This window comes from Chloroflexota bacterium, assembly GCA_013152435.1.
In the GTDB taxonomy this organism is placed as follows: domain Bacteria; phylum Chloroflexota; class Anaerolineae; order DUEN01; family DUEN01; genus DUEN01.
In genome coordinates this window covers 12987-33571 of the sequence record JAADGJ010000067.1, presented here as the reverse complement: position 1 = coordinate 33571, position 20585 = coordinate 12987, and the positions used below count along the sequence as shown (strand labels likewise).

Below are 20585 nucleotides of genomic sequence, written 5' to 3'. Positions count from 1 at the left end.
GCAGCTTCGCTGCGCCGCCACCACAAGCCCAACCAAGCTATCTTCTCCCTGGCCAGGGAGAAGATGGTCGGGGGGATGAGGGTCGCCTGCAGCCAGAGCGCTTGGAATGGAAAGCTACCTTGGTGCCGAGGCCGTGAGCATCGAGCATGACAGCGGAAGCCATGGGAAACCGCCCTACGCGGTTGTATGGAAGATGGGGAGCAGGTTTCCATACTCGCCTGGCGGCTGCCACCCGCTGAGCCCTCTGTCTTGAAATGCGGACACCTTCAGATTATAGCATGAATCCACCCGGTGCGCCATCAAACCCTCTTTCTACCCAGCAAAGATCAATTTGCTTGACAAATCCTTATTTAACATGCATAATCGTAAATGACACACCATGAATAAAATGGACGACAAGGAGAGAGGATGATGACGATTAGCAAAGTCGGCCGTCGTGGACAGATCACTCTTCCAAAGGAAGTACGCCATTGGCTCAATCTACGCGAGGGAGATCGGGTAGCGTTTATACGTCGAGGGGGTGAGGTCATCCTCCAGCCTCTCACACGTACTCTGCTCGATCTCAGAGGTAGCGTGCCCGTCTCCGAGCCTCAAGACTTCACAGCTGTTCGCCGCCAGGTCATAGAATCCCACGCCCGCGAGGTCGCCCAAAGTGATGAGTGAACGCATCTTCATGGATACAAACCTCTTTCTGCGCTATCTGACCAACGACGTGCCGACGCAGGCCGATCATGTCGAGCGCATCCTACGTCGTGCCGCGATAGGCGAGGTACGCCTGGTCACGAATGGCCTTGTCATAGCAGAGATCGTCTGGACACTCGAATCCTTCTATAAACTGCCTCGCCCAGACATCAGAGACATGGTACTGGCCATCCTCAATACGCCCGGCCTGGAGATTGCGAATGGCCATCTCATCTTACAAGCCATTGAGTATTATGTAGAGGAGAACATAGATTTCATTGACGCATACAACGCCACCTGGATGCTATCCCAAGGCATCGACACAATCTACACCTTCGATCGCAAGCATTTTTCCCGCCTGCAAGGGATTACCGTACGGATGCCTGGCGAGGACAACCGCTGATATTTCGTGGGCTACACGGTTGTATGGGAGATAGGGGGTGGCTGCCACCCGCCGAGCTCCCGCTCAAGCTCCCGGGCCACGGCGAGTGCTACATCGTCCTGCCAAGGCCGCGCGACGACTTGCACCCCGATGGGCAATCCTTCAGGTGACGTCCCACCGCGCACGACCACGCACGGCCAGCCGGTCAGGCTATAGGGCAAGGTGTACGGAATGCGACCGCTATCCGTGCCATGCGGCACTGCCGGACGCTCAGCAACGGGCGTCAGGATCACATCGTAGTGTGCCATAAAACCAATGAGCGCCCGGCGGAAGCGATCCCACATAAACAGGTGCTGTTCGACCTCCTCGCTGCTGAGCCTGACTTCCCCATCCGGCACCCACTCCTCCGCGCACATAGACTCTGGTCGCTGCCAGTACTGGCGCGTGATGAAGTAGGCCTCCTCGATGCGCGGCGGCAGGGCTTCCTCCACGCTCGCACACACCTCCGCCAGAACCTGGGCCGCCCGATGGCACGTTTCAACCGTCTCGGGAGTGGGCTCGGCCTCCGCATGATGCGTATAGAATGCGACCCGAAGTGACCGCACATCGACAGCTCGCCAGTCTGCGAGGGGCATCGGGATTACACTCGCATCCTTCCAGTCCATCCCGGAGAGGATGGGCAGCGCCAGCGCCAGGTCCTCCACGTAGCGGGCCATGGGGCCAATCGTGGTGCGTGGGTCGTTCATAGCACTGATGAAGGGGAAGTGACCGGTCAGCGGGATCCGGCCCGTTGTTGGTTTGAGCCCGGCGATGCCGCAGGCGTGGGCCGGCTGGCGGATACTGCCGCCAGAGTCCGATCCCAAGCCAAGGGGAGACCCACCGGCGGCGATCAGTGCTGCTTCACCACTGCTACTTCCGCAAGGACTATAGGCCAGGTTGTAGGGATTGTTAGTGCGTCCATAGACCGGGTTTTCAACCATCACATTGGTCTTGCCCAATAGGATAGCTCCCGCCTGGCGCATCCGGGCGACGACTGTGGCATCTTCCTGTGGTCGGCGATCTCTGAAGCGAGGGTCTCCCCCGGTGCAGGGTAATCCGGCGACGTCGATCCAGTCCTTGACGGTAAAGGGGACGCCATGGAGCACGCCGATCCGCTGGTCCCGCATGAGTGCCGCGTCAGCAGCACGGGCTTGTTCAAGGGCCTCTTCAGCTACCAGCTGGACGATGGCATTCAGGTGGGGATTGACCCGCTCTATCTGTTGGAGGTGGGCCTGGACGACCTCTTCCGAGGAGATCTCTCGATCACGAATCCGACGGGCCAGTGTGGTGGCCGAGGCGTATACCAACTCTTCCATCCGTGCGCGCTCCTGATGCAGGCTCTCTAGGTGCATTATTGGGGCTCCGGGAACCCGGCTTGCCGGTTAAACCGTCGCCAGGCGAGCGCATAATACCACGGTAGCCGCCCCCTGGGGCGCGTGGAGCGGACCCGCTCCGTCCAACGCCCGGTGGCTTGAGCAGCCTCGGCGAAGCATTGGGCGGAGAAGGCCAGGCGTTGATCCGGTGGCGCGTCCAGATGCTCCATCGCCGCGGCGATAAAGCCCGCCTCCAGCTCGTCCCGCTCCTCCCGATAGGCGGATAGCCGAACGGCATAGTCCCGCAGCACGGCGCGATGCAACGCCTCATGCCGCCACCAGAGAGTCGCTTCGTCATACGTGCCGGTGGGAGCCGGGCCCAGATCCGGCAGGCCGGCGTCGATCCACGCCGGCTTGAAGATGCCCGTGCACGGCGCGGCCGTCCCAGTCAGCCAATGGGTCTGGCTCTCCGGCGTCAGGCGCGAGACCATGGAGCCGGTGGTCTGGCTGACCCGCACCGGACCGAAGCCGGCGTGCATGCAGACGGTCGACCCGATCACCCCCCGGGCGGGCGTCCAGTCCGGCCCGGCCTGCGGCCCGTGATCGCGCAGGATCGCCATCGCATCGGCGACGGTGAGCTGGCCCTGTTTCTCGCGCAACCGCCGCGTGGTGCAGCTCTGGCGGAAACGAGCGGCGCTGAAGCGGGTATAGAGGAAGTCGGAGTAACAGCGGGCGAAGTGAAAATCCTCCCGGCCTTTGCACCAGCCTCTCTCAACAGCATACGACACCAGTCCATCGGAAGCCAGATCCCACTCGGAGCCAATGGTGATGGCGTTGGAGATGCTGCGCACGCCGCTGGTCACCCGGACGGCGGCCCATTCCTGCCCCGCCGTCTCCAGCACCCAGGCCTCCGACGGATCGGCGATGATGAAGCTGTTGTGGTAGTAGAGCTTCCTGGCGAAGCCGCAATTCCCACCCTGGCCGTACTGAGCCAGCAGCCCGGTGATCACGTCCAGTGCGGCCCGGGCCGTATCAGCCCGTTCCAGAGCCAGGCGGATGAAATCCATGCCGATCAGACCCGGCTCCTTCTCATAGGGCACCTTGGTGAACACGGCCTCGTTGCCGATGACCACGCCGTGCTCGTTGGCCCCCATCTCGCATCCCCAGATCCAGAAGGGCTTGGCCAGCAGCACCGCGCAGGTCTCCTCCACCTGCGGGATCTCGACATAGGTCAGCTTGACCGTGCTGCCTGGCGGGTGGCGACTGTGAGGGATGAGCACCAACTCGTGGGCCTCGTTGGGATCCCGATCGCTGTTCTTGCCGAAGATCACCGAGCCATCGGCGGTGGCGTCGTGCAGGGCCACGAATGTATCACACATGAGCGTTCCCCCTAAGCTCTCCCATATCCCAATGGCTCTTGCAGCCATTCTGCAGCCCACATCATCAGGCTCCTTCACCTGTTCAGGGGGCCATGGGAGTAAGCGTCCTCTCGCCCTTTTCATCCAAGTCTACCACCGTCTATGAAACCAGGTCAACGTGGCCTATAACGCTTGGCTCTTTGGGTAGCGAAGGGCAGCGCCTCTCGCCCCCCACGCCCATATCCCGGGCTGCCAGGGCGCCTTCGAGCGAACAAGTAGCGAGTCATGAGGTTGCATCACGCACAAGGGATGAACGGGAGATGGTCTTTCCATAACTTGAACTTGCCGTTGGGATGCGAAAATGATAGAGAAAAGCGGTGCCCGGCATTCGCGATACCGGGCACCTTCCGCTTCATAATCGGACAGTACTCAGAATAAATCGGAGAAACGTTCAAGGCTAACGGCCGCCGAACACGCAGGGCAGATAGGTGCAGCAACAGCCGTTGCCCCGCAGCGCAGGTCCGGACGGATCCAACAGGCGGTAGCCCCCGCCGCTGGCCGTGCCATCCACGTCCCAGGATACGCCGATCAAGCGATAGAGATCGCTGGAAGCCACCCCTGGCCCGATGGTGTACAGCGTGGGCGAGCCAGACTGACGGCTGGGCTGGGCCAGCACGACGCCGGCCAGCAACAGGCAGGCCAGGACGACGATGGCGATGACCCAAGTTGTCCTCTTCATCAATCCTCCTCCTGCCAATTCACCGCCTCCAGGCGCACGTTCTCATACCCCAGCCGTTTGGCGACGATGCGATACTCGAAGGCGCACTGGGAAGGCTGGCCGTCCAGGGTGACGCCCCGCACAGAGAACCCTGTGGCGCCCTTGTCGGTGACGAATAACAACACCGGCTCCTGGCACACCGGGGTCAGGAAGACGTGATAGGCCACCTCCAGATTGACCGTCTCGGCGAAGATGGGATCGAAGCCCACCTTGGCCTCTCCCTCAACCAATGAGGCGCTGCCGAAGTCCTCGAACCAGACCTCGGAGCTCTCCATGGCATAGAGCCGGCGCTGGCCATGGTTGGCGGTCTGCACCACGGCTGACTTGCTGCCAGCGCAGTTCAAGTTCCCGCTCTCGTCAACAGTGCAGGCGTTGCTCCCCCCCGAGTTGAGGATGCGGAACTGATGATCCTCCCCGCCATCGTTGTCCAGCCTGGCGATGATATCGGCATTGCTGGAGAGGATCAACATGCTCTCCTGGTCGCTACCGTCCGTGTTGATCCGACCGACATGGCCGCCTAACCCCAGATCAAGATGATCGTCATCGCTCTCAAACCAGCCCCCAAAGCTGTTCGTGCTGGAGCCCTTCACGCCGTAGCCGTTCGTGCTCCATCCGAGCACTCCAACACCCTTTGGAGCAAAGCCCGAGACACCTATGGCATTACCGAGAGAATAGTTGTTGACCACGGACAGCCCCCAAACCCCACTCCCGGTCCAAAGCTCTCCAAGGTGGTCATGTGGGCAGGCGGAACCTGCCGATGGGCTGGCGGAAGATGCGGATGCTACGCTGGACAGCCGCAGCCGAGGGCTCAAAGCGTTAAAGCGATCCTCACCCGGCCCTCGCACGCTCACCTCCAGCCAACCCGCGCCGGAATCCAGCACCTCTGTCGGGATCGCGTTCGTCCTACCCAACAGCGTGGCGAACGAGCCCCCCTGCACGGCCACATCCCTCTGCGTCTCCGTCCACAGGGGATCGCCGCCGGATGGCTCGCTATACAAGGCGAAGGCGAGATCATAGACACCATCTGCGACCGGCTGTCCATTGGCGCGCTCCAGGCGCCCCGCGTACGGAATCGTCACCCCGGAATCCGAAGTCCCTGCCGAGGGTCGTGCATAGGCGACGCCAGCGGAATGAGCGCTGGCGATCGCCACGAGCATGACGATGCTAACGGCCAACCCGGTAAGCAGCATCCTCTTGACGGACATCTCACTCCTCCTGTGCATGTAGCGGCGTGGCACCGCAGCGAGGGGATGGGGGAATCCCCGACTGATATCCGAAACCGCCTGTCGGGCGGAGGGCAGCATCGCGGAGAATGATCGCCGCCGCGGTGTGCAAGACGGGCAGGGTGAAACGCACACGGCCGGCTCCGAGGGTGAAATCCAGGTTGCCGCCCGTGGCGTCAGGCGCGCTCCAGACGACCGATGCCAGGCGGAACGCCTCCGGCAGGCGAAGATCGACGCCGATGTCCATGACATCACGCCCGGCATCGAAATTCACCAGGGTAAGCAGGAGGAAAGGGCCCTGTTCGTCCTCCCCCCGGCGGGGCTCGATGAGCACCCGTCCTTTATCCGCATCGGCGAGGTCGGTGCGCAGCAGGTCACTGCTCACGGCGCGGAGGGGATAAGTGGGAACCCCGGCCAGGGCGTTGTCCGACCGCGGCCGACACCATGCGTCCCGCTCGCCCGTGTCCCCGGTCACGACCAGCTTCCCCCCCGCTGCGACGTAGTCCCGCAGTAAAGCGGCCTCTCCCGCGCTCAGGCAGACGGCGTTGGGCAGCACCAGCCAGGCATAGCGCTTCAACTCGGCCAGCGACCATTGGCCGGTGACGATATCGAAGGGGACCTGATCCTCGAGCAGATCCTGGCCGAGATTCCGGTACGCTCTGAGATAGGTGGTGGCCGCGTAGTCGAACTTGCTGTCTCCCGCGTTCTCGCCGTCGATGAAATCGCGCGTGCGGGGGCTATACCACACCGCCACCTCGGCCATGGAGTCGCTGTGATAAGCCTGCTTCGCGTTGGCGGCCAGCCAGGGAAAGAGGACGGGGCGGCTGCCGGTGGAGTCATCCACCATCTCCGGCCCTTTGGCCTCATAGAAATTCGCCCCTTCAGCCAGGTGCACGCCTCCCTCGCGCAGGCTGTCATCCACGCCGCCGGCGTAGGTTAGCACCCATGCCGGCTTGCCCTTGTTCGCAGCGGCTGCGAATTTCACCATGAGAACATAGTCGCGCCATTGCTTGAGGGTGGCATCGGCCATGCCCGTATCGTCCTGATCCACCGGCTCCAGCTCATGGGCCGTGGCCACGAAGGAGGTGGTGATGAAATCGAGGGGATCTTGCGCGTATTGGGTGACGAAATTGGAGTCCACGCCCCAGTTTTCGGTGAAGAAGAGCAGGCCAGGCGTCCGCCGCTGCGCGGCCGCAGCCACATCCCGCACGAAACGGGCGATGGAGATCTGGCGCCAGCGCACGAAACGGCGCCAGGCCGGGTCCTCCCAATCCTTGGCGGGGATGTCCGCATAGCCGTACGCAGCGCGGAACGCGGCCTGACTGTATGGGTCGTATGAGGGCCACAGGTCGTCGAACTGGCCGATGCCGTTCAGCAGGTAGGCGACATCCATCCACAGGCCATCCGCGCCCGCGGCCGCGATCTCCTCAATGCGGCCGATGTAGAAGTCCCGGTAAGGCGACTCGGGCGAAAGCCAGGCGTCCAGATCATCCGGCCCCAGCCAGAAGACTCCCTGCACGCCGCTGAACTGGACGGGATCGCCGCCGCGGTCGATCTGCATCCATTGAGGATGTTCCGTCGCCGGGTCCCGACCGGTCTGCACACACCCCTCACACACCAGCTCCAGGCCAGCAAGGTACCAGATCACCTTGAGCCCTTTCGCGTGGGCACGGGGGAAGACGCGATCGCGCATCAGGGTCAGCACCCGGTTGAACGCGACGTCGTCCACCCAGGCGATGTAACTCCAGCCGGTGGGCGCGTCCACCACCAATACGCTGACACCATCCTCGACGGCCCGCTGCAGCCGGGCCTCGATCTCGGCGTCGCTCATGTCAGGCTCAAAGGAAACGCCGGCCAGGCGGGCCTCATACGCCCACTCAGGCCAGGTGAAAGTGGTCGCAGCGGGCGCGGGCACGCGCCACAACGAGGCCGGCGAGTCCTCGCCCTCCCCTAAGCGTGATTCGAACGCGATCCACCTGCCATCGGGCGACCAGGAGGGCGCGCTGTCTTCGTGGACATCGCTGAAAGTGACGCGGACAGGCGTCCCCCCTTCTGCTGGGACGACGAATATGCTGGACGTGGGCAGGCCCCCATAGTCGGAGGAGTAGACGATGTACCGACCGTCCGGGGACCAGCTGGCATCCGTATCGCTGGAGGATGGACCGGTAACCCGGCGGACATCCGTCCCATCCGGGGCCATCGTGTAGATGTCCCAACCATCGCTGCCGGGATCGCGGCGCTGGAACAAGATCCGCCCTCCAGTGGGCGACCAGTTCGGCTGGCGGTTGTCCATTCCCTCTGCCGGGCCATCGGTGAGGACGGTCAGCCCGGTCCCGTCCGCCCGTACCTTCCAGATGCTCCCCCGTTGCCGGCCATCGGGCACACCGTCCCTCACCTCAAACACGATCCACTCCCCGTCCGGAGACCAGCTCGGTTCGATGTACCAGGGCGGGCCGTCGTGAGCCGTCACGGAGGTGAGATCCGAGCCATCAGGAGCGATCTGCCACAAATCATCACGGTCGGCGCGGTCGGAGGCGAACACGATGCGGTCCTTGACGGGATTCCAGGCCGAGCCGGGCAGGTTGACATGGTCCTGGTCCTCCTCTGGCGTCAGGCGGATGATCTTCCCGCTCGACAGATCCAGCCGGAAGATGCCCGCCGGGCCGCTGTTGTAGCCGTTCTCAAAGCGGGTGAAGACGAGGAAGCGGCCATCCGGCGAGAAGGCGGGGTTTTGGTCGCTGGCTCCCGACGGCGGTCTGATGAGAGGCTGAGCGCCGTCAGCGCGGGCTGGAATCCCGGTCATGACGACTGGCAGGAAGATGCGGGGCAGATCGCCCGAGCGCGCCCACAGGCGGAGATGGCGGCCGACAGGGGCGGCATCGGATGGGGGGACGGCGGGAGAAGCGACCGGAGCAGCTCCGGCACCGTCGCCCGCGATCAACGTAGCACCTTGGGGCGCGGGGGTGCACATCCCCGCCCACAGCATCACGGCCAATGTGAGCAGAAGAGATCGTGCGCTCATAGCGCAAACGCCTCACGGGTGGCACTAACCACCAACCCCACAGAGGGAGGTGTGGAGGGGATCTCCCTTCCACGGAAATCTCGCTTTTCCGACCCGCACCTGCCTTTCTCGGCCCTTCCCGAAGGGCCCAGGCCGAAGCCAGGCAAGCTGAAGGCAGAAGAAAGACTTTTTCCGGAGGGGCTCGCAGAAGCAACAGCATTTCTCAGACACACTCTCAGATGCGGAACCCTGTCCACGGCGCAATGAGGACCGAGCCCTACTCGCGGCTCTCCTCACCCTGGGCAGGGCCGCCTTCAACCGCCATGATGCCGAAACCTCGCATGAAGTCCACCATCTTTTCAAGCTGAAGGAACGTGGCACTTTTGCCGCTCTGCACGTGCTCGATGCGGCCTCGCCAGATAGGCCCGGCGTCCGACCACGCCTGCCAGAAGCGGACGACGAAGGTGCTGTTCGGTGGGTGTAGAGATTCCTCGGTCATATAGGGCTCCTCTCGATCTCCAGCCAGGGGGGAGCCGGAGAGACATTCCCCAGCCCCCCACGACCCTCGGCCTCTGTACTCCGCGTGCAAAAGTCCGCCATCCTACGATGGCAGCATATGACACAGCTATCAACAGAGCATCAAATCAGCCGTCAAATCGCCGCTCAGCCTCGACTTCATCAAATGCTCATTTTGGAATCGAGGACATTGTTTCCCGGCTACCGTGGGCAGGTGGTCTCCCTGTCCCGTGTTGGTGAGCCCACAGGAGACATTTTGTGCGCAGCGCTGCATGCATGGCGCCTCCTTTGGGCCTTTCCCCAGACGGAGGATTGATCTGCCGCCTACCCGTGGGCAGGGGCGATTCATGAATCGCCCTGCCCCGGCAACACCCATGAGGGAGACTGCCGTGGAGCGCTAACCAGCGCTACCCAAAGGGAGCGAAGACGAAGCTATGCCTGGCCCCTTCGGCTCTGGCCTCATGGTGGCGGTCTGCCATAGGAGGATCAATCAACGGGGAAAAATCGCCTCCAGGGATGGCGAGGGGACTGCACATCCCGGTCCGGCTCGGGGAGGGAACTCTCTTCATCAGGCCAGCGGCTAATGCGGCTCGATGATGACATCCTTCCAGAACCACTGCCTGATCGCTGACGTGGGGAACTTCCTCACCCATGGCTTCACCAACAGGTGCATCCGCCCATATGTGAGGGGCATAATCACTGCCTCTTCGACCAAAATTCTGTCCGCCTGCCTGTACAGCCTCATCCTCTCCTTCTGATCCGTCACCCTCCTGGCCTGTTCTACCAGTCCATCGTAGGTTTCGCTCCTCCACCGGCTGTCACGCCGGGCGGGACTCACCCGCAGGAAGAAGTCGGGGTCGGGATAGGCGGCCCCCCAGCTTAAGATGAACATGTGTGGTGGCTCCCGATCTACCCTATCGCGAAGTACCCCATACTCCGCCGTCTCCCACTTGATCTCTGCCCCCAGGTTTTCTCGCCATTGAGCCCCCAGGTACTCCCTCACGGCATCGTCGTCCCCCGTCAGGGACTCGACAGCGGGAAGGCCACGGCCACCCGGGTAGCCGGCCTCAGCCAGCAGTTGGCGCGCCAAGCCAGGGTCATACGGCAAGCCAATCCCCGATGAGTGCCCTGGCACCCCCGGCGGCACGAACCCTCCCGTAGCCGGGAAACGACGGCCTCTCATGGCCATCCCCGCCAGACTCTCCCGGTCCGTGGCCAGAACAAAAGCCCGACGGACCCGGAGGTCGTCGAAGGGAGGCCGGCTGACGTTGAATCCCACATAGTGGGTGCGCGGCACGGGGACCGAGATATACTCCGTGGCGTGCCGCTGCCTTGCGCGGTCCATCTCGGATGCCGGCAGGGCCCAAAGATCCACGACGTCCAGACCATCGGCCTGGTAGATCTCCAATTGGGCATACGGATCCTGGATCAGGAACAGCTCCACCTGCTGAGCGTTCCCCTCGAACCGGCCATGATACCCGGGGTTACGAGACAGGAAAATGTACTCATCCCGGTTCCAGGCCTCCAGCCGGAAAGGACCGTTGGTGACGATGTTCTCCACCTTCGTCCAGGACGCCCCGTGCGTTTCCACCACATGCCGGGGCACGGGATAAGCGGCGCTGCTCGCCAGCAGATGGGGGAAGTAGCTGGTCGGCCCCTCCAGCTCCACCACCAGGGTGACCTCATCTATGGCCCGTACCCCTACGTCTTCCCTGCCAGCCTCACCCCGATGGAAGGCGCTGGCACCTTTGATGCCGAAGAGCCAGCGGGCAATGGGCGAACGGATCGCCGGATCGAGCAACCGCTTCCAGGCGTACTCGAAGTCCGCCGCCGTTACCGGGCTTCCGTCACTCCACCGCACGTCGTCCCGCAGGTGAAAGACATATTTTTGGCCGTCTTCCAAAACCTCCCAGGTTCGGGCCACATCGGGTATCACGTCCGTCTCCGGACTCAGCTCCACAAGCCCGCTGAAGAGTTGGTCGATCACACTCACCGAAACGACGTCGTCGGCCATGGTCGGGTCCAGGGTCAGAGGATCACTCCAAAGCACCCTCAGAGCGTGGGGGGCCGCCGGCCGAACCGCTCCCGCCCGCTGCCACAGGGCGAAACCTTCATCATAAGCCTGGCGCGCTCGCTTAAAGTCAAAGGCGTTGTGATAGGTAAGCCCCAGCTTCATCAACGTCCGCGCTGCCCGTTCATATTCACCTTGCTCGTTCAGGAGCGCCAGCGCCTGCTGGTAAAAGTGAATCGCCTCACGGTGGGCGTACAGCCCGCGCGCCCGATCCCCCGCCTGCAGCAGGTAGGCGATCGCCTTCTCCGTCAGAGACTCGTCCAACAGCCGACCTTGCTGGAAGTGAAACGCCAGCTCGCCGGCCAATTCCTCTATCTGCGGGCCGTACAGACGCTCCATCGCCATCCCCACCCGCGCGTGCACGTACTGCCGGCGGCGCTGCGGAATCCCGGCGTAGACCGCCTCCTGAATGAGGTGATGAGAGAAGGCGTAATCCCGGCCCATCGCCCCCGCCCCCTCCACGATCAACCTGTGGCGCAGCAGTGCATCGATAGCCTCCAGGGTCGCCCCTTCATCCTCGTCCCGCAGGGCATTCAGCAACTCCAAGTCAAACTCCTGACCGATGACGGCCGCCTGTTGCAGCGCCATCCGGCTGTCTTCATCCAGCCGACGCACTCGGCCCTGGATAACCTGGCGCACGCCCGCCGGCAAGGGGAGATCCGCCTCGCTAAGGCGGTCGAAATCGCCCTGCCAGCGCCCCTGCACCAGGCGCAATGTGCCCACCTCAAAGAGCTCTTTGACGATCTCGATGATGAAGAGGGGATTGCCTTCCGTCTTGTGGTGCAGCCGCCGGGCCAGGGGGACCGCCGCCGCGCCCGCCCCGGACATTCGCGCCACCATGTCCTCCACGGCCGCCACCGACAGCGGCGGCAGGCGTAGCGATACGGCCAGCCCCTGCCGATGCAGTTGCTCCCTGAGGCCGTGGAAGGGGTGTTGCGGCTCCACCTCCCCGATCCGATAGGAGCCCACCAGGAGCACCGGATGTCCGGCCAGGCGGCGCGCCAGATAGTGAAGCAGTTGCAATGTGGTCTCAGTGGCCCAGTGCAGATCCTCCAGGACGATAAGGAGCGGGCCGTGCGTGGCCAGCGTGGACAGGAAGCGAGCCACACCGTCGAAGAGGTGGCCACGTTCCTGGTCGGAGCGGATCGTGGAGGAAACGCGCTGAGCAGGCTGCTCCAGCACCTCCGGCACCAAGCGGGCCACCTCCCCCAGAACCCAGGCGGGCAGGTTGGACATAGCAATGGATGTCAGGGTGGGCAGCGCCGTCCGCAGCACTTCGACAAAGGGCTGGTAAGGCAGAAGGCGCTCGAATTCATAACAGCGGCCCTGCAGGACTCGTGTTCCCTGCCAGCGCAGGTGATCGGCGAAGGCCTGGATCAGGCGGCTCTTGCCGATGCCCGCCTCGCCGCCGATGAGGATCAGGCGACCGCGACCGGCCTGTGCTTCCCGCCAGCAGCGGTGCAGACACGCCAGCTCCTCTTCCCGCCCCACCAACGGGCTGGCTGCGGTCACGTCCAACGGCGTGCGCCCTGACGGCGGGGGCGTCTCAGGAAGCATTTCCACAAGGGACGCTCGAACCCCGGACACGCGCCCGATCTCGATGCGCCCCTCCAGGATAGCCCGGTAAAGCTCGGTGGTCTCGACCATCGGCTCCGTGCCCAGTTCCGCCTGCACGATCCTCTGGCAGCGGCGGTACTGTTCCAGGGCGGCATTGCGCCGCCCCAGCCGGCAGTAGGCGCGCATGGCCGCTCGATGGGCTTCCTCCCGCAGCGGATCGCGATTCAGGAGGTGGAGGGCCGTGGCCAGCGCGGCCTCATGTTCCTCTCGCGCTTCATAGCCGACCATCAGCCGCTCCAACACTTCGAAGAGCAGCGCCTCCAGCCGATAGCGCTCGTTGATCACCCAATCATCGTAGAAACCCTCGAGGAAATCCCCTCGATAGAGCGCCACGGCGGCCTGCAAGCTCTCCAGATCATCGCGGGATGCCAGGGCCTCGAAGGCTTCCACATCGAGCCAGAGGTCCGCTTCGGGATCGAACTGCACCATGCGGGCATCGCTCAGGATGAGGTCGGCATGGGGGAGGCAACGATGGCGGATGTGCCACAGGGCGGTGTTGAGGGAGCGGCGCGCGTTGCGCTCCGGCCGATCGCCCCAGAACAGGTGAACCAGCCTGTCACGTGGCTGTGGCCGATCGCGATGGCAGACCAGATAGGCCAGTAGGGACTGGGATTTCAGTGTAGGGGGCTGGGGCAGCGGCCGATCATCATATTGGATCCTCAGAGTGCCCAGCAGATACAAGCGCAGGGCGGGCACGGCAGAATCTCCTTCAAGCGCACGCGGATGATTTCTTACGAACGGCCGCCGGCTCACGAGGACACGAACCAGGTCACCAACCGGCAGCATGTTATGGAGGAGAACAGGGACAGGGGAACGACGCTGTTCGCCAACAGTATAATCGCCCCTCTCCGGGCCTGTCAACCCTTATACGCCCACCCCGGTTCTATCACCCTAAACTGCTCTCCCTAATTCAGTATGTCACCTACAGCAGAAAACATCCCAGGCGTCAACGGACGCCTGCCCATCGTGGGTAGCGCTGCTCAAAGGCGGACAAGCCATCCGGGACACATCCATATGGTCTACCCCGGCCTCCTTTGCGCTCCTTGCGGCGAGCGGAGTCGCCCACAAAAAGAGGGCAAGGCCACCGTTTCCTGCTGCGACGGCCTCGCCCAATGCGATACGAATCTTCAGACTCCCCGCCTCTACACGCCAGGCGGATTTTCCCCCTTCACCTGGTCAAGCTCCCTTACTCAGAGTGTGTCTGAAAAATGCCATTGCTTCTGTTGGGGGGAGGCCCGGAGGCCCCCCCCCTCCGGGAAAAGCCCTTCTTTTGCCCTCCACTTGCCTGGCCTCGGCCTGGGTCCTGCGGAAAGGATCGAGAGAGGCAGGTACAGGCCGGAAAAGTGGGATTTCCGTGGAGGGGAGGCCCCCTCCACACCTCCCCCTGTAGCTGGTCGTTGAGGGAGACCCGCAGAACATCTTGCCGGTAAATTTTCAGACACGCTCTCAGCAGCTATCCAACCCCCATCCGGTACAACCCCATGCCAGCTACCCCTGCGCTCTTTCTTCGGCCAGTGTCTCCTCCAATCCATACCACTTCCTGATCGTGTGGTTCCAGGAGAAGAGCAACGCCGAGCCGCCGGTGAATGCAGCAACCACCCCCAGGATCACCACAAGCCGGATCCAGGGTTGTCCACTCGCCCACCGCGCAGCGGCGAGGACCGTCAAGGTCCTGATCCACTCAAGCGCTCCTAACACGAGAAGGATTTGCACCAGTCGCGCTGCCCACGCCCGCTTGAGCAACAGGACGAAAGGAAGCGCCACGGAAAGAGCCACCAGCGGCAACATCCCCATCCGAAGGAAATGCGCCCCCAGCAGCAAAGCGCTCAAAACCACAGGAAGCAGATAGAGAACGAGCACAGCGTCTCCTCCATGAACCATAGCGGCTATCGATCGGAGCAGCGGCCGGCGAGCCGGGCAAGGCGCGGGGAGTCAGCCCGCTGCACACGTGGCCAGTCATCGCCAGCGACGCTACCTGGCGACGATCGGCAGGTAAACTTTGCCCCGCGGCACGAACCGCCATAGCGCCAGATCCATCTCGTAGCTGTCGGTATCGTCCATATCCACGTGCCCGGCCAGGACGATTTTCCGGTCAGGTTGCGTCAGAAGGGCGTAACAGGACACCGTATGCGTGCCCTCGGTCGTGGTGATCACACCGTATGGGCCAAAGCGCGAGTCGGGATGGCCGTTCCGGTCAAAGCCGGTTATGCCCACGGCCGACGGCCCATCGCCCCCGCTCATTCGAGTGGCAGCCACGATTCCATCGTCAGCCCGCAAGGCCGTCTCGATGAAAACGGATGTGTTATACCCGGGAACGACCATGGTCACAAAATTGGCGCCGGTGATGGAGCCGAAACTGTTGTCGTAACTGCCATCGGCATGGTATCGCGCCAGGCCTCCCGCCCTTCCTGTCAGGCCGCCCAGCACAATTTTGCCATCGGATTGGATACTCACACCATAGCTATAGTCACGAAACCCCACGTTCTGAGTGACAACGCCGTTCGCACCAAAGCCGGTATCCAAGCCGCCGTCCGCGTTGTAGCGGACCAGAGCCCAATCCGTTCCGCCTCCGGGCGCCCTAACGTAACCGGCCAGGATGATTTTGCCATCCGATTGCACAGCCATATCCCAACTATTGGCATCTCCGCCAGGGATAGTGGTGGTCACGACGCCCCCGCCGCCCAGCGAGGGATCTGGCGCGCCGTTGGGCCGGTACTGGGCGAGAAGGAATGCCCGAGGCGAAGATGATGCTGCGGGCGGGACCACGGTACCACCCGCTACAATGCGGCCATCATCCAACACCGCCACACTCAGGAAAAACGACTCGGCTGGCTGCAAACTGGCCGTGACGACACCGTTATTGCCGAAATCGGCATCCAGAGTACCGTTCGAACGGTAACGCATGAGGGCCGCCACACTGCGACCGCCTTCCTTCGTCAGCCCAGCGGCCACGATTTTACCGTCCGGCTGCAAGGCGATGGCGTAAATGGCATCATCACCAGCGGAGAGAGCTGTGGTGACGATGCCGCCAGTGCCAAAGGTCCCGTCCAGGCTACCATCCGGGTTGACACGCGCCAGGATGGCGTCGTGGTCGCTCGTCCCCCATTTGTCATAGCCCGCAATGATCAGCTTGCCATCCGGCTGGATGGCGACGTCCCTGGCGATCTGGTTCGTACCGGCGATGGGGATAATGACACGGCCGCCATTGCCAAAGTCAGGGTCCAGAAAGCCCGCCGCGGCCGGGGCGGCCGGGGCTGTCGCCGCGCTCGCCAGGCGCAGCATCAGGATGATCAGGGCAACGGGAAGGCCCAGCACCACAATCCAACTTGCCATTTTGAAAAAGGGAATGGGTTTCTTCATTAGGATGACTCCCGATAATACGGAACACGCCGATTCCAGCAAACCGCCATCGGAGCGACAAAGGTGGGATTTCCGTGGGGGGATCTCCCTTCCACACCTCCCCCTGTGGAACTGGTAGCTATTGGGCCGCTCCCTTCAGCCACACAACAGATTCCCCAAACCGACACTAACGTCATTCCAAACGATTGTCAACCATCAGGCTTCCCGTTGGGAGCCTGCAGCAGGCGTCTCGTCCGCCGAACAAGGCGACGGATCAATGCAATGCCAAACAAGTCAAAAACGAGGACGACCAACCCGATCGCCAAGCGGTTGAGCAGTCCCGCCCCCGGCCCAGAGTATGTCAGGAAGAGCACTTGGAAAGTAGCCTCACCCTTCGCCAATGGAGAAACCAGCAACAGATTTAGGGATATCAGGAACAGCACGAAAAGCACTACAAAGGCCAGATCCTGAATCCATGTTCGCAGGACAACCTGATCACGCAACCAGTCATCACCACTCAATAGGATGAAGGCCGCAGCACCCAAGAATGCCCATCCCACGCCCCAAAATAGCCACCAATCCACGGACCATTTTGCTGGAACCGTCCATTGTCCCCCCAGAAATATCTTGGGCCGTGCCCCTAAAAGGGTGAGGAGAACAAAGACGCCAAAGCCAGCAAAGGGCATTGCGAACAAGAGGCGCCCTATCCATGGAGAGAATTTCCTCATCACCTATCAATACCACCAAGATTCAGGATATCCTTGGACCTCATAGAAAGGCTCGCCTTATTGATCTTCGCTCAAATAAAGCAACATAGGAACCCTGGTCTTCAGAGAATAGTTCCGTAAGGCAACCCGGCGGGTCGCCCCGACTTATCCGAAACGAATGACGCGGCCCGCACGTTTCTTTCACCACGCGAAGATCATCGGGAAGGGCCGAGAAAGGCAGGTGCAGGCCGGAAAAGCGGGGTTTTCGTGGAGAGGAGGTCCCCTCCACACATCCCCCTGTGAAGCCGGTCGTTGAGGGAGACCCCTCAGACACCTTGCCGATCAATTTTCAGACACGCGCTTATACTAGCTGCTGGCGAAGTACTCAGTCAGTATCTCCACAGCACGATCAACGCCTCGCTCGGCGCGAATCGCCTCGCCTAACTTTTCAGCCCGCCTTTTCACGTCCTCATCGTTGACGGCAAACTCCATGGCTTTCGCCAACGACTTCGCCGTGAGTTTCTTGCGGGGAATGGGCGGAGGCCCTACCCCTAATGCCGCTACCCGCCATCCCCAAAACGGCTGATCACCGAAGAACGGTACAATGACAGAGGGCACTCCGGCCCTCAAGCCTGCCGCCGTGGTCCCGGCTCCGCCGTGATGCACCACGGCGGCCATTCTCGGGAAAAGCCAGTCATGGGGTGCAAAGTCTATTTTTATCACATGGTCCGGAAGATCGCTATCGCTGAGCCCACCCCAGCCCGCGGCCAGAACTCCCCGCCTGTTCGTCATCTGCAATGCCTTCAACACGATCTCCGTCATCTCTTCGGCGTCACGATGAACCATACTCCCGAAGCCAATATACACAGGCGGCGAGCCCGATTGTAGAAAATCTACCAGCCGTTTCGGGGGACGCCAATCTTCAACCATTGGAAGAAACCAGTATCCGGTTATATGGATATTGTCTCCCCAGTCAGGCGCCTTCGGAACAACCCGAGGGCTGAAACCGTAGAGAAAAGGGCGCTGCTGCCATTCCCGGCTTAAAAAAGGGTTGGCCTTGTAAGCAGGCAAGCCCAGGACATGCTCCCTCCAGTGATTGATAACCGACCGAATAAAGTGCCAAAACGCCCAATCTTCCAGCTTATACGTAAGGCGATTGTACAGACCTGCCAGGAATGGAATGCCCAGCAGCAGCGGAGTTGCAGCTGCGCTCGGATAGTGCCAGGTGTGATGCACGTGTTGGAGGTACAGAGGAAAGGCTGGAACATTCCGTTTTTCGGCAATGGAGGCCGCCGGCAACGCCGCTAGGAGATGAAACAGAATCACATCGGCACCCTGACTGGCTTCCCAATAGTCATCGAACACCTGATGCAGAACGGGCTCTGCAGCAGCAACAGTGTGCCGCATCATCGCTATCGGATTCTTTTCGGTGCTCAGGAGCTTCTGCCCCACATCTCCCATGAGGATTTGGCGCGGATCACCTTCAACCGGGGAAAAGTCAAGCCCGTACTGGTCGAGCATGGACTTAAAGTTTCGATGCGTGGCGATCCGAACCCGATGCCCCTTTGCCTGCAGGCCAACCCCAACCGCAACATAGGGTTGCACATCTCCCCGAGTACCAGCGGTTAGTATGGCGATTTTCACTCTGCTCATTCCCCCCGAGGATCTCGATACCAGTGAAGAGAGGCCGCCGCCATCACTATCATACCGCAACGAAGAGGCCAGCTCCAGTATAACCGCTTCCCTGGAGGACGGTCAAGCATTATGGACATCCACCCCATGTATCATCAACTCCGACTTCGTGATCAGGGCGAGAGCATCTGCGCAACGGGAGTACGGGATACGGGAGAGCGAGAGGTGCTGGCGGTAGACATGGGGGCCAGTGAAGAAGAAGCATTCTGGGTGGCCTTTCTGCGTGGCCTGATGGCTCGTGGGCTGCAGGGGATGGAGCTGGTGATCAGCGATGCGCATCAGGGGCTGAAGGAGGCCATTGGGGAGGTGCTGGCCGGTGCTGCCTGGCAGCGATGCCGGGTGCACTTCATGCGCAATGTGCTGGCGCACGTGCCCAAGGGGGACAAGGCGATCGTGGCGGCGGCCATCCGGACGATCTTCGCTCAGCCGAATCGGGAGGCGGCCCGGCAACAGTCGGCCGAGGCCGCAGCGGCATTGCGCCTGATCGGCCTGATGTTATCGAAATCCACGACGAGCGGTAGCCCGCAAACGAATCCTTAGCTCCTGTTGTATGCATTTCTATGCTTCAGGTCACAGGATACACGGCAACAAACACAGTCGCTTCTTTGGCGTCACGTGGCCAGCGGTACGCACGGCAACGCGTGTTTGCCGGAAGGACTAGAAGATCGCCGGGTTCGAGCACGCGAGGTGATAGATCGGATCGTTCAAACTCCACCTTGAGTTTCCCTTGCACAACGAGAATGAGATCTACCAGTGGCTGCGAGAACCAATCAGCATCAATATCTTCGTTCTGTTTCCTTACCCAGACGGCCTCTATCCCTTCGCCGCTGAAGACCTTTCCAACGCTACCAAACGGTGTATCTTTGATCTCCAATGCGTCCTGACGCAAGATGTGAAAGACTCGTGGTTTACCATCCACACTCTTCATAACAAAGCCCCTCCTAGTCGCTTTGATAAGCCGCCTAGAAGCTGTTATGCACTTTTGTGCTCGTTCATACGAAAATCACATACTGTCACGGCGGAAATCATATGCTTCCGTGGTAATCTCTCCGTCATGAACAAGAAGCCATACCCAAGTGACGTAACCGATGAAGAATGGGCCTTCATGAAGCCCTATCTGACCCTGATGCGAGAGGATGCCCCACAACGGGAACACGACCTGCGGGAAGTGTACAACGGATTGCGCTGGATCGTGAAAACCGGGTCCCAATGGCGCATGATGCCCAACGATTTACCTCCCTGGCATACGGTCTATCAGCAAACGCGTCAGTGGCTGAAGGCAGGTGTGTTTGTCGCCATGATCCATGATCTGCGAGCGCTCTTGCGTTTGGCACAAGGCAAGGAACCGCATCCCACAGTGGCCATTCTGGACAGTCGCACGCTCCAATCCACGCCGGAGAGCGGCGCACGGGCGGGATATGACGGCTATAAGCGCCGAAAAGGCAGCAAACTTCATCTGGCCGTGGATACCGTGGGCTACCTGCTGGCTTTGCATGTCACTCCTGCCCATGAAGCGGAACATGCGCAGGTAGCACCGCTGATGAAAGACGCTCAGAGTGCCACAGGGCACTCCATAGAAGTTGCGTCCGCCCACCAGGGATACACAGGAGAGCAGGCGGCTCAGGACGCAGCCCATAACGGAGTGGAGTTGGTGCTCGTCCAATTGCCAGCAACGAGAAAGGGCTTCGTGCTGTTGCCCAAACGGTGGGTCGTCGAACGCAGTTTCGCCTGGCTCACCCGGTTCCGACGGTGCGAGACTATGAACGCACTGCTGAGGTGCTATGCGGGCTTCATGTCGTGGCATTTGCTATCTTGATGCTGCAGCGTTTGGTCAGAGCCATGACCCTCGCTCCTCAAAGTGCATAACA

Annotated in this window: 15 protein-coding genes and 1 pseudogene; 4 read left to right on the top strand and 12 right to left on the bottom strand. The window is 61.7% G+C overall.

The window, feature by feature from the left end:
• Positions 1–408 precede the first annotated feature (408 nt).
• Positions 409–663, top strand: coding sequence for an AbrB/MazE/SpoVT family DNA-binding domain-containing protein (locus GXP39_09765; protein NOZ28322.1), 255 nt, complete (start codon positions 409–411; stop codon positions 661–663).
• The gene (locus GXP39_09760; protein NOZ28321.1) at positions 656–1084 is read left to right on the top strand and encodes a type II toxin-antitoxin system VapC family toxin; all 429 of its coding nucleotides are present in this window, start codon (positions 656–658) and stop codon (positions 1082–1084) included. The genes GXP39_09765 and GXP39_09760 overlap by 8 nt, the downstream gene beginning before the upstream one ends.
• An 11-nt stretch (positions 1085–1095) precedes the next feature.
• Here GXP39_09760 and GXP39_09755 read toward each other — a convergent pair whose 3' ends face one another.
• The 11 genes from GXP39_09755 to GXP39_09705 all read right to left on the bottom strand — a co-directional run bounded on the left by GXP39_09755 (position 1096) and on the right by GXP39_09705 (position 18669).
• Positions 1096–2418 carry an amidase gene (locus tag GXP39_09755; protein NOZ28320.1) on the bottom strand — a complete coding sequence of 441 codons (1323 nt, stop codon included), beginning with the start codon at positions 2416–2418 and terminating at the stop codon, positions 1096–1098.
• A gap of 35 nt (positions 2419–2453) precedes the next feature.
• Entirely contained in the window at positions 2454–3794 is a 1341-nt protein-coding gene (locus GXP39_09750) for a peptidase U34 (protein ID NOZ28319.1), read from the bottom strand.
• 436 nt (positions 3795–4230) lie between these two features.
• Positions 4231–4512 (bottom strand): hypothetical protein, encoded by a 282-nt coding sequence (locus GXP39_09745; protein NOZ28318.1) that lies wholly within the window; start codon positions 4510–4512, stop codon positions 4231–4233.
• On the bottom strand, positions 4512–5756 hold the full coding sequence (locus GXP39_09740) for a hypothetical protein (protein NOZ28317.1): 1245 nt from the start codon (positions 5754–5756) through the stop codon (positions 4512–4514). The genes GXP39_09745 and GXP39_09740 overlap by 1 nt, the downstream gene beginning before the upstream one ends.
• 1 nt (position 5757) lies before the next feature.
• Positions 5758–8796: a hypothetical protein gene (locus tag GXP39_09735; protein ID NOZ28316.1), complete on the bottom strand. Its 3039-nt coding sequence runs from the start codon at positions 8794–8796 to the stop codon at positions 5758–5760.
• A gap of 256 nt (positions 8797–9052) precedes the next feature.
• Positions 9053–9274, bottom strand: a complete 222-nt coding sequence (locus GXP39_09730) for a hypothetical protein (GenBank protein NOZ28315.1) — start codon at positions 9272–9274, stop codon at positions 9053–9055.
• Positions 9275–9871: 597 nt separating this feature from the next.
• Positions 9872–13675 carry an AAA family ATPase gene (locus GXP39_09725; GenBank protein NOZ28314.1) on the bottom strand — a complete coding sequence of 1268 codons (3804 nt, stop codon included), beginning with the start codon at positions 13673–13675 and terminating at the stop codon, positions 9872–9874.
• Positions 13676–14467: 792 nt separating this feature from the next.
• Positions 14468–14839 carry a hypothetical protein gene (locus GXP39_09720; protein ID NOZ28313.1) on the bottom strand — a complete coding sequence of 124 codons (372 nt, stop codon included), beginning with the start codon at positions 14837–14839 and terminating at the stop codon, positions 14468–14470.
• Positions 14840–14950: 111 nt separating this feature from the next.
• Positions 14951–16339 (bottom strand): hypothetical protein, encoded by a 1389-nt coding sequence (locus GXP39_09715; protein NOZ28312.1) that lies wholly within the window; start codon positions 16337–16339, stop codon positions 14951–14953.
• A gap of 188 nt (positions 16340–16527) precedes the next feature.
• Complete coding sequence (locus tag GXP39_09710; GenBank protein ID NOZ28311.1) at positions 16528–17049, bottom strand: hypothetical protein; 522 nt, start codon at positions 17047–17049, stop codon at positions 16528–16530.
• Between the two features lie 342 nt (positions 17050–17391).
• Positions 17392–18669, bottom strand: coding sequence for a glycosyltransferase family 1 protein (locus GXP39_09705; GenBank protein ID NOZ28310.1), 1278 nt, complete (start codon positions 18667–18669; stop codon positions 17392–17394).
• 120 nt (positions 18670–18789) lie between these two features.
• On the opposite strand from GXP39_09705, the gene GXP39_09700 reads away from it, so the two are divergent.
• On the top strand, positions 18790–19257 hold the full coding sequence (locus GXP39_09700; GenBank protein NOZ28309.1) for a hypothetical protein: 468 nt from the start codon (positions 18790–18792) through the stop codon (positions 19255–19257).
• A gap of 25 nt (positions 19258–19282) precedes the next feature.
• Here GXP39_09700 and GXP39_09695 read toward each other — a convergent pair whose 3' ends face one another.
• Positions 19283–19645 carry a hypothetical protein gene (locus GXP39_09695; GenBank protein ID NOZ28308.1) on the bottom strand — a complete coding sequence of 121 codons (363 nt, stop codon included), beginning with the start codon at positions 19643–19645 and terminating at the stop codon, positions 19283–19285.
• A gap of 126 nt (positions 19646–19771) precedes the next feature.
• Between GXP39_09695 and GXP39_09690 the strand changes: the two are divergent.
• Positions 19772–20583: pseudogene (locus tag GXP39_09690) on the top strand (IS5 family transposase).
• Positions 20584–20585 lie beyond the last annotated feature (2 nt).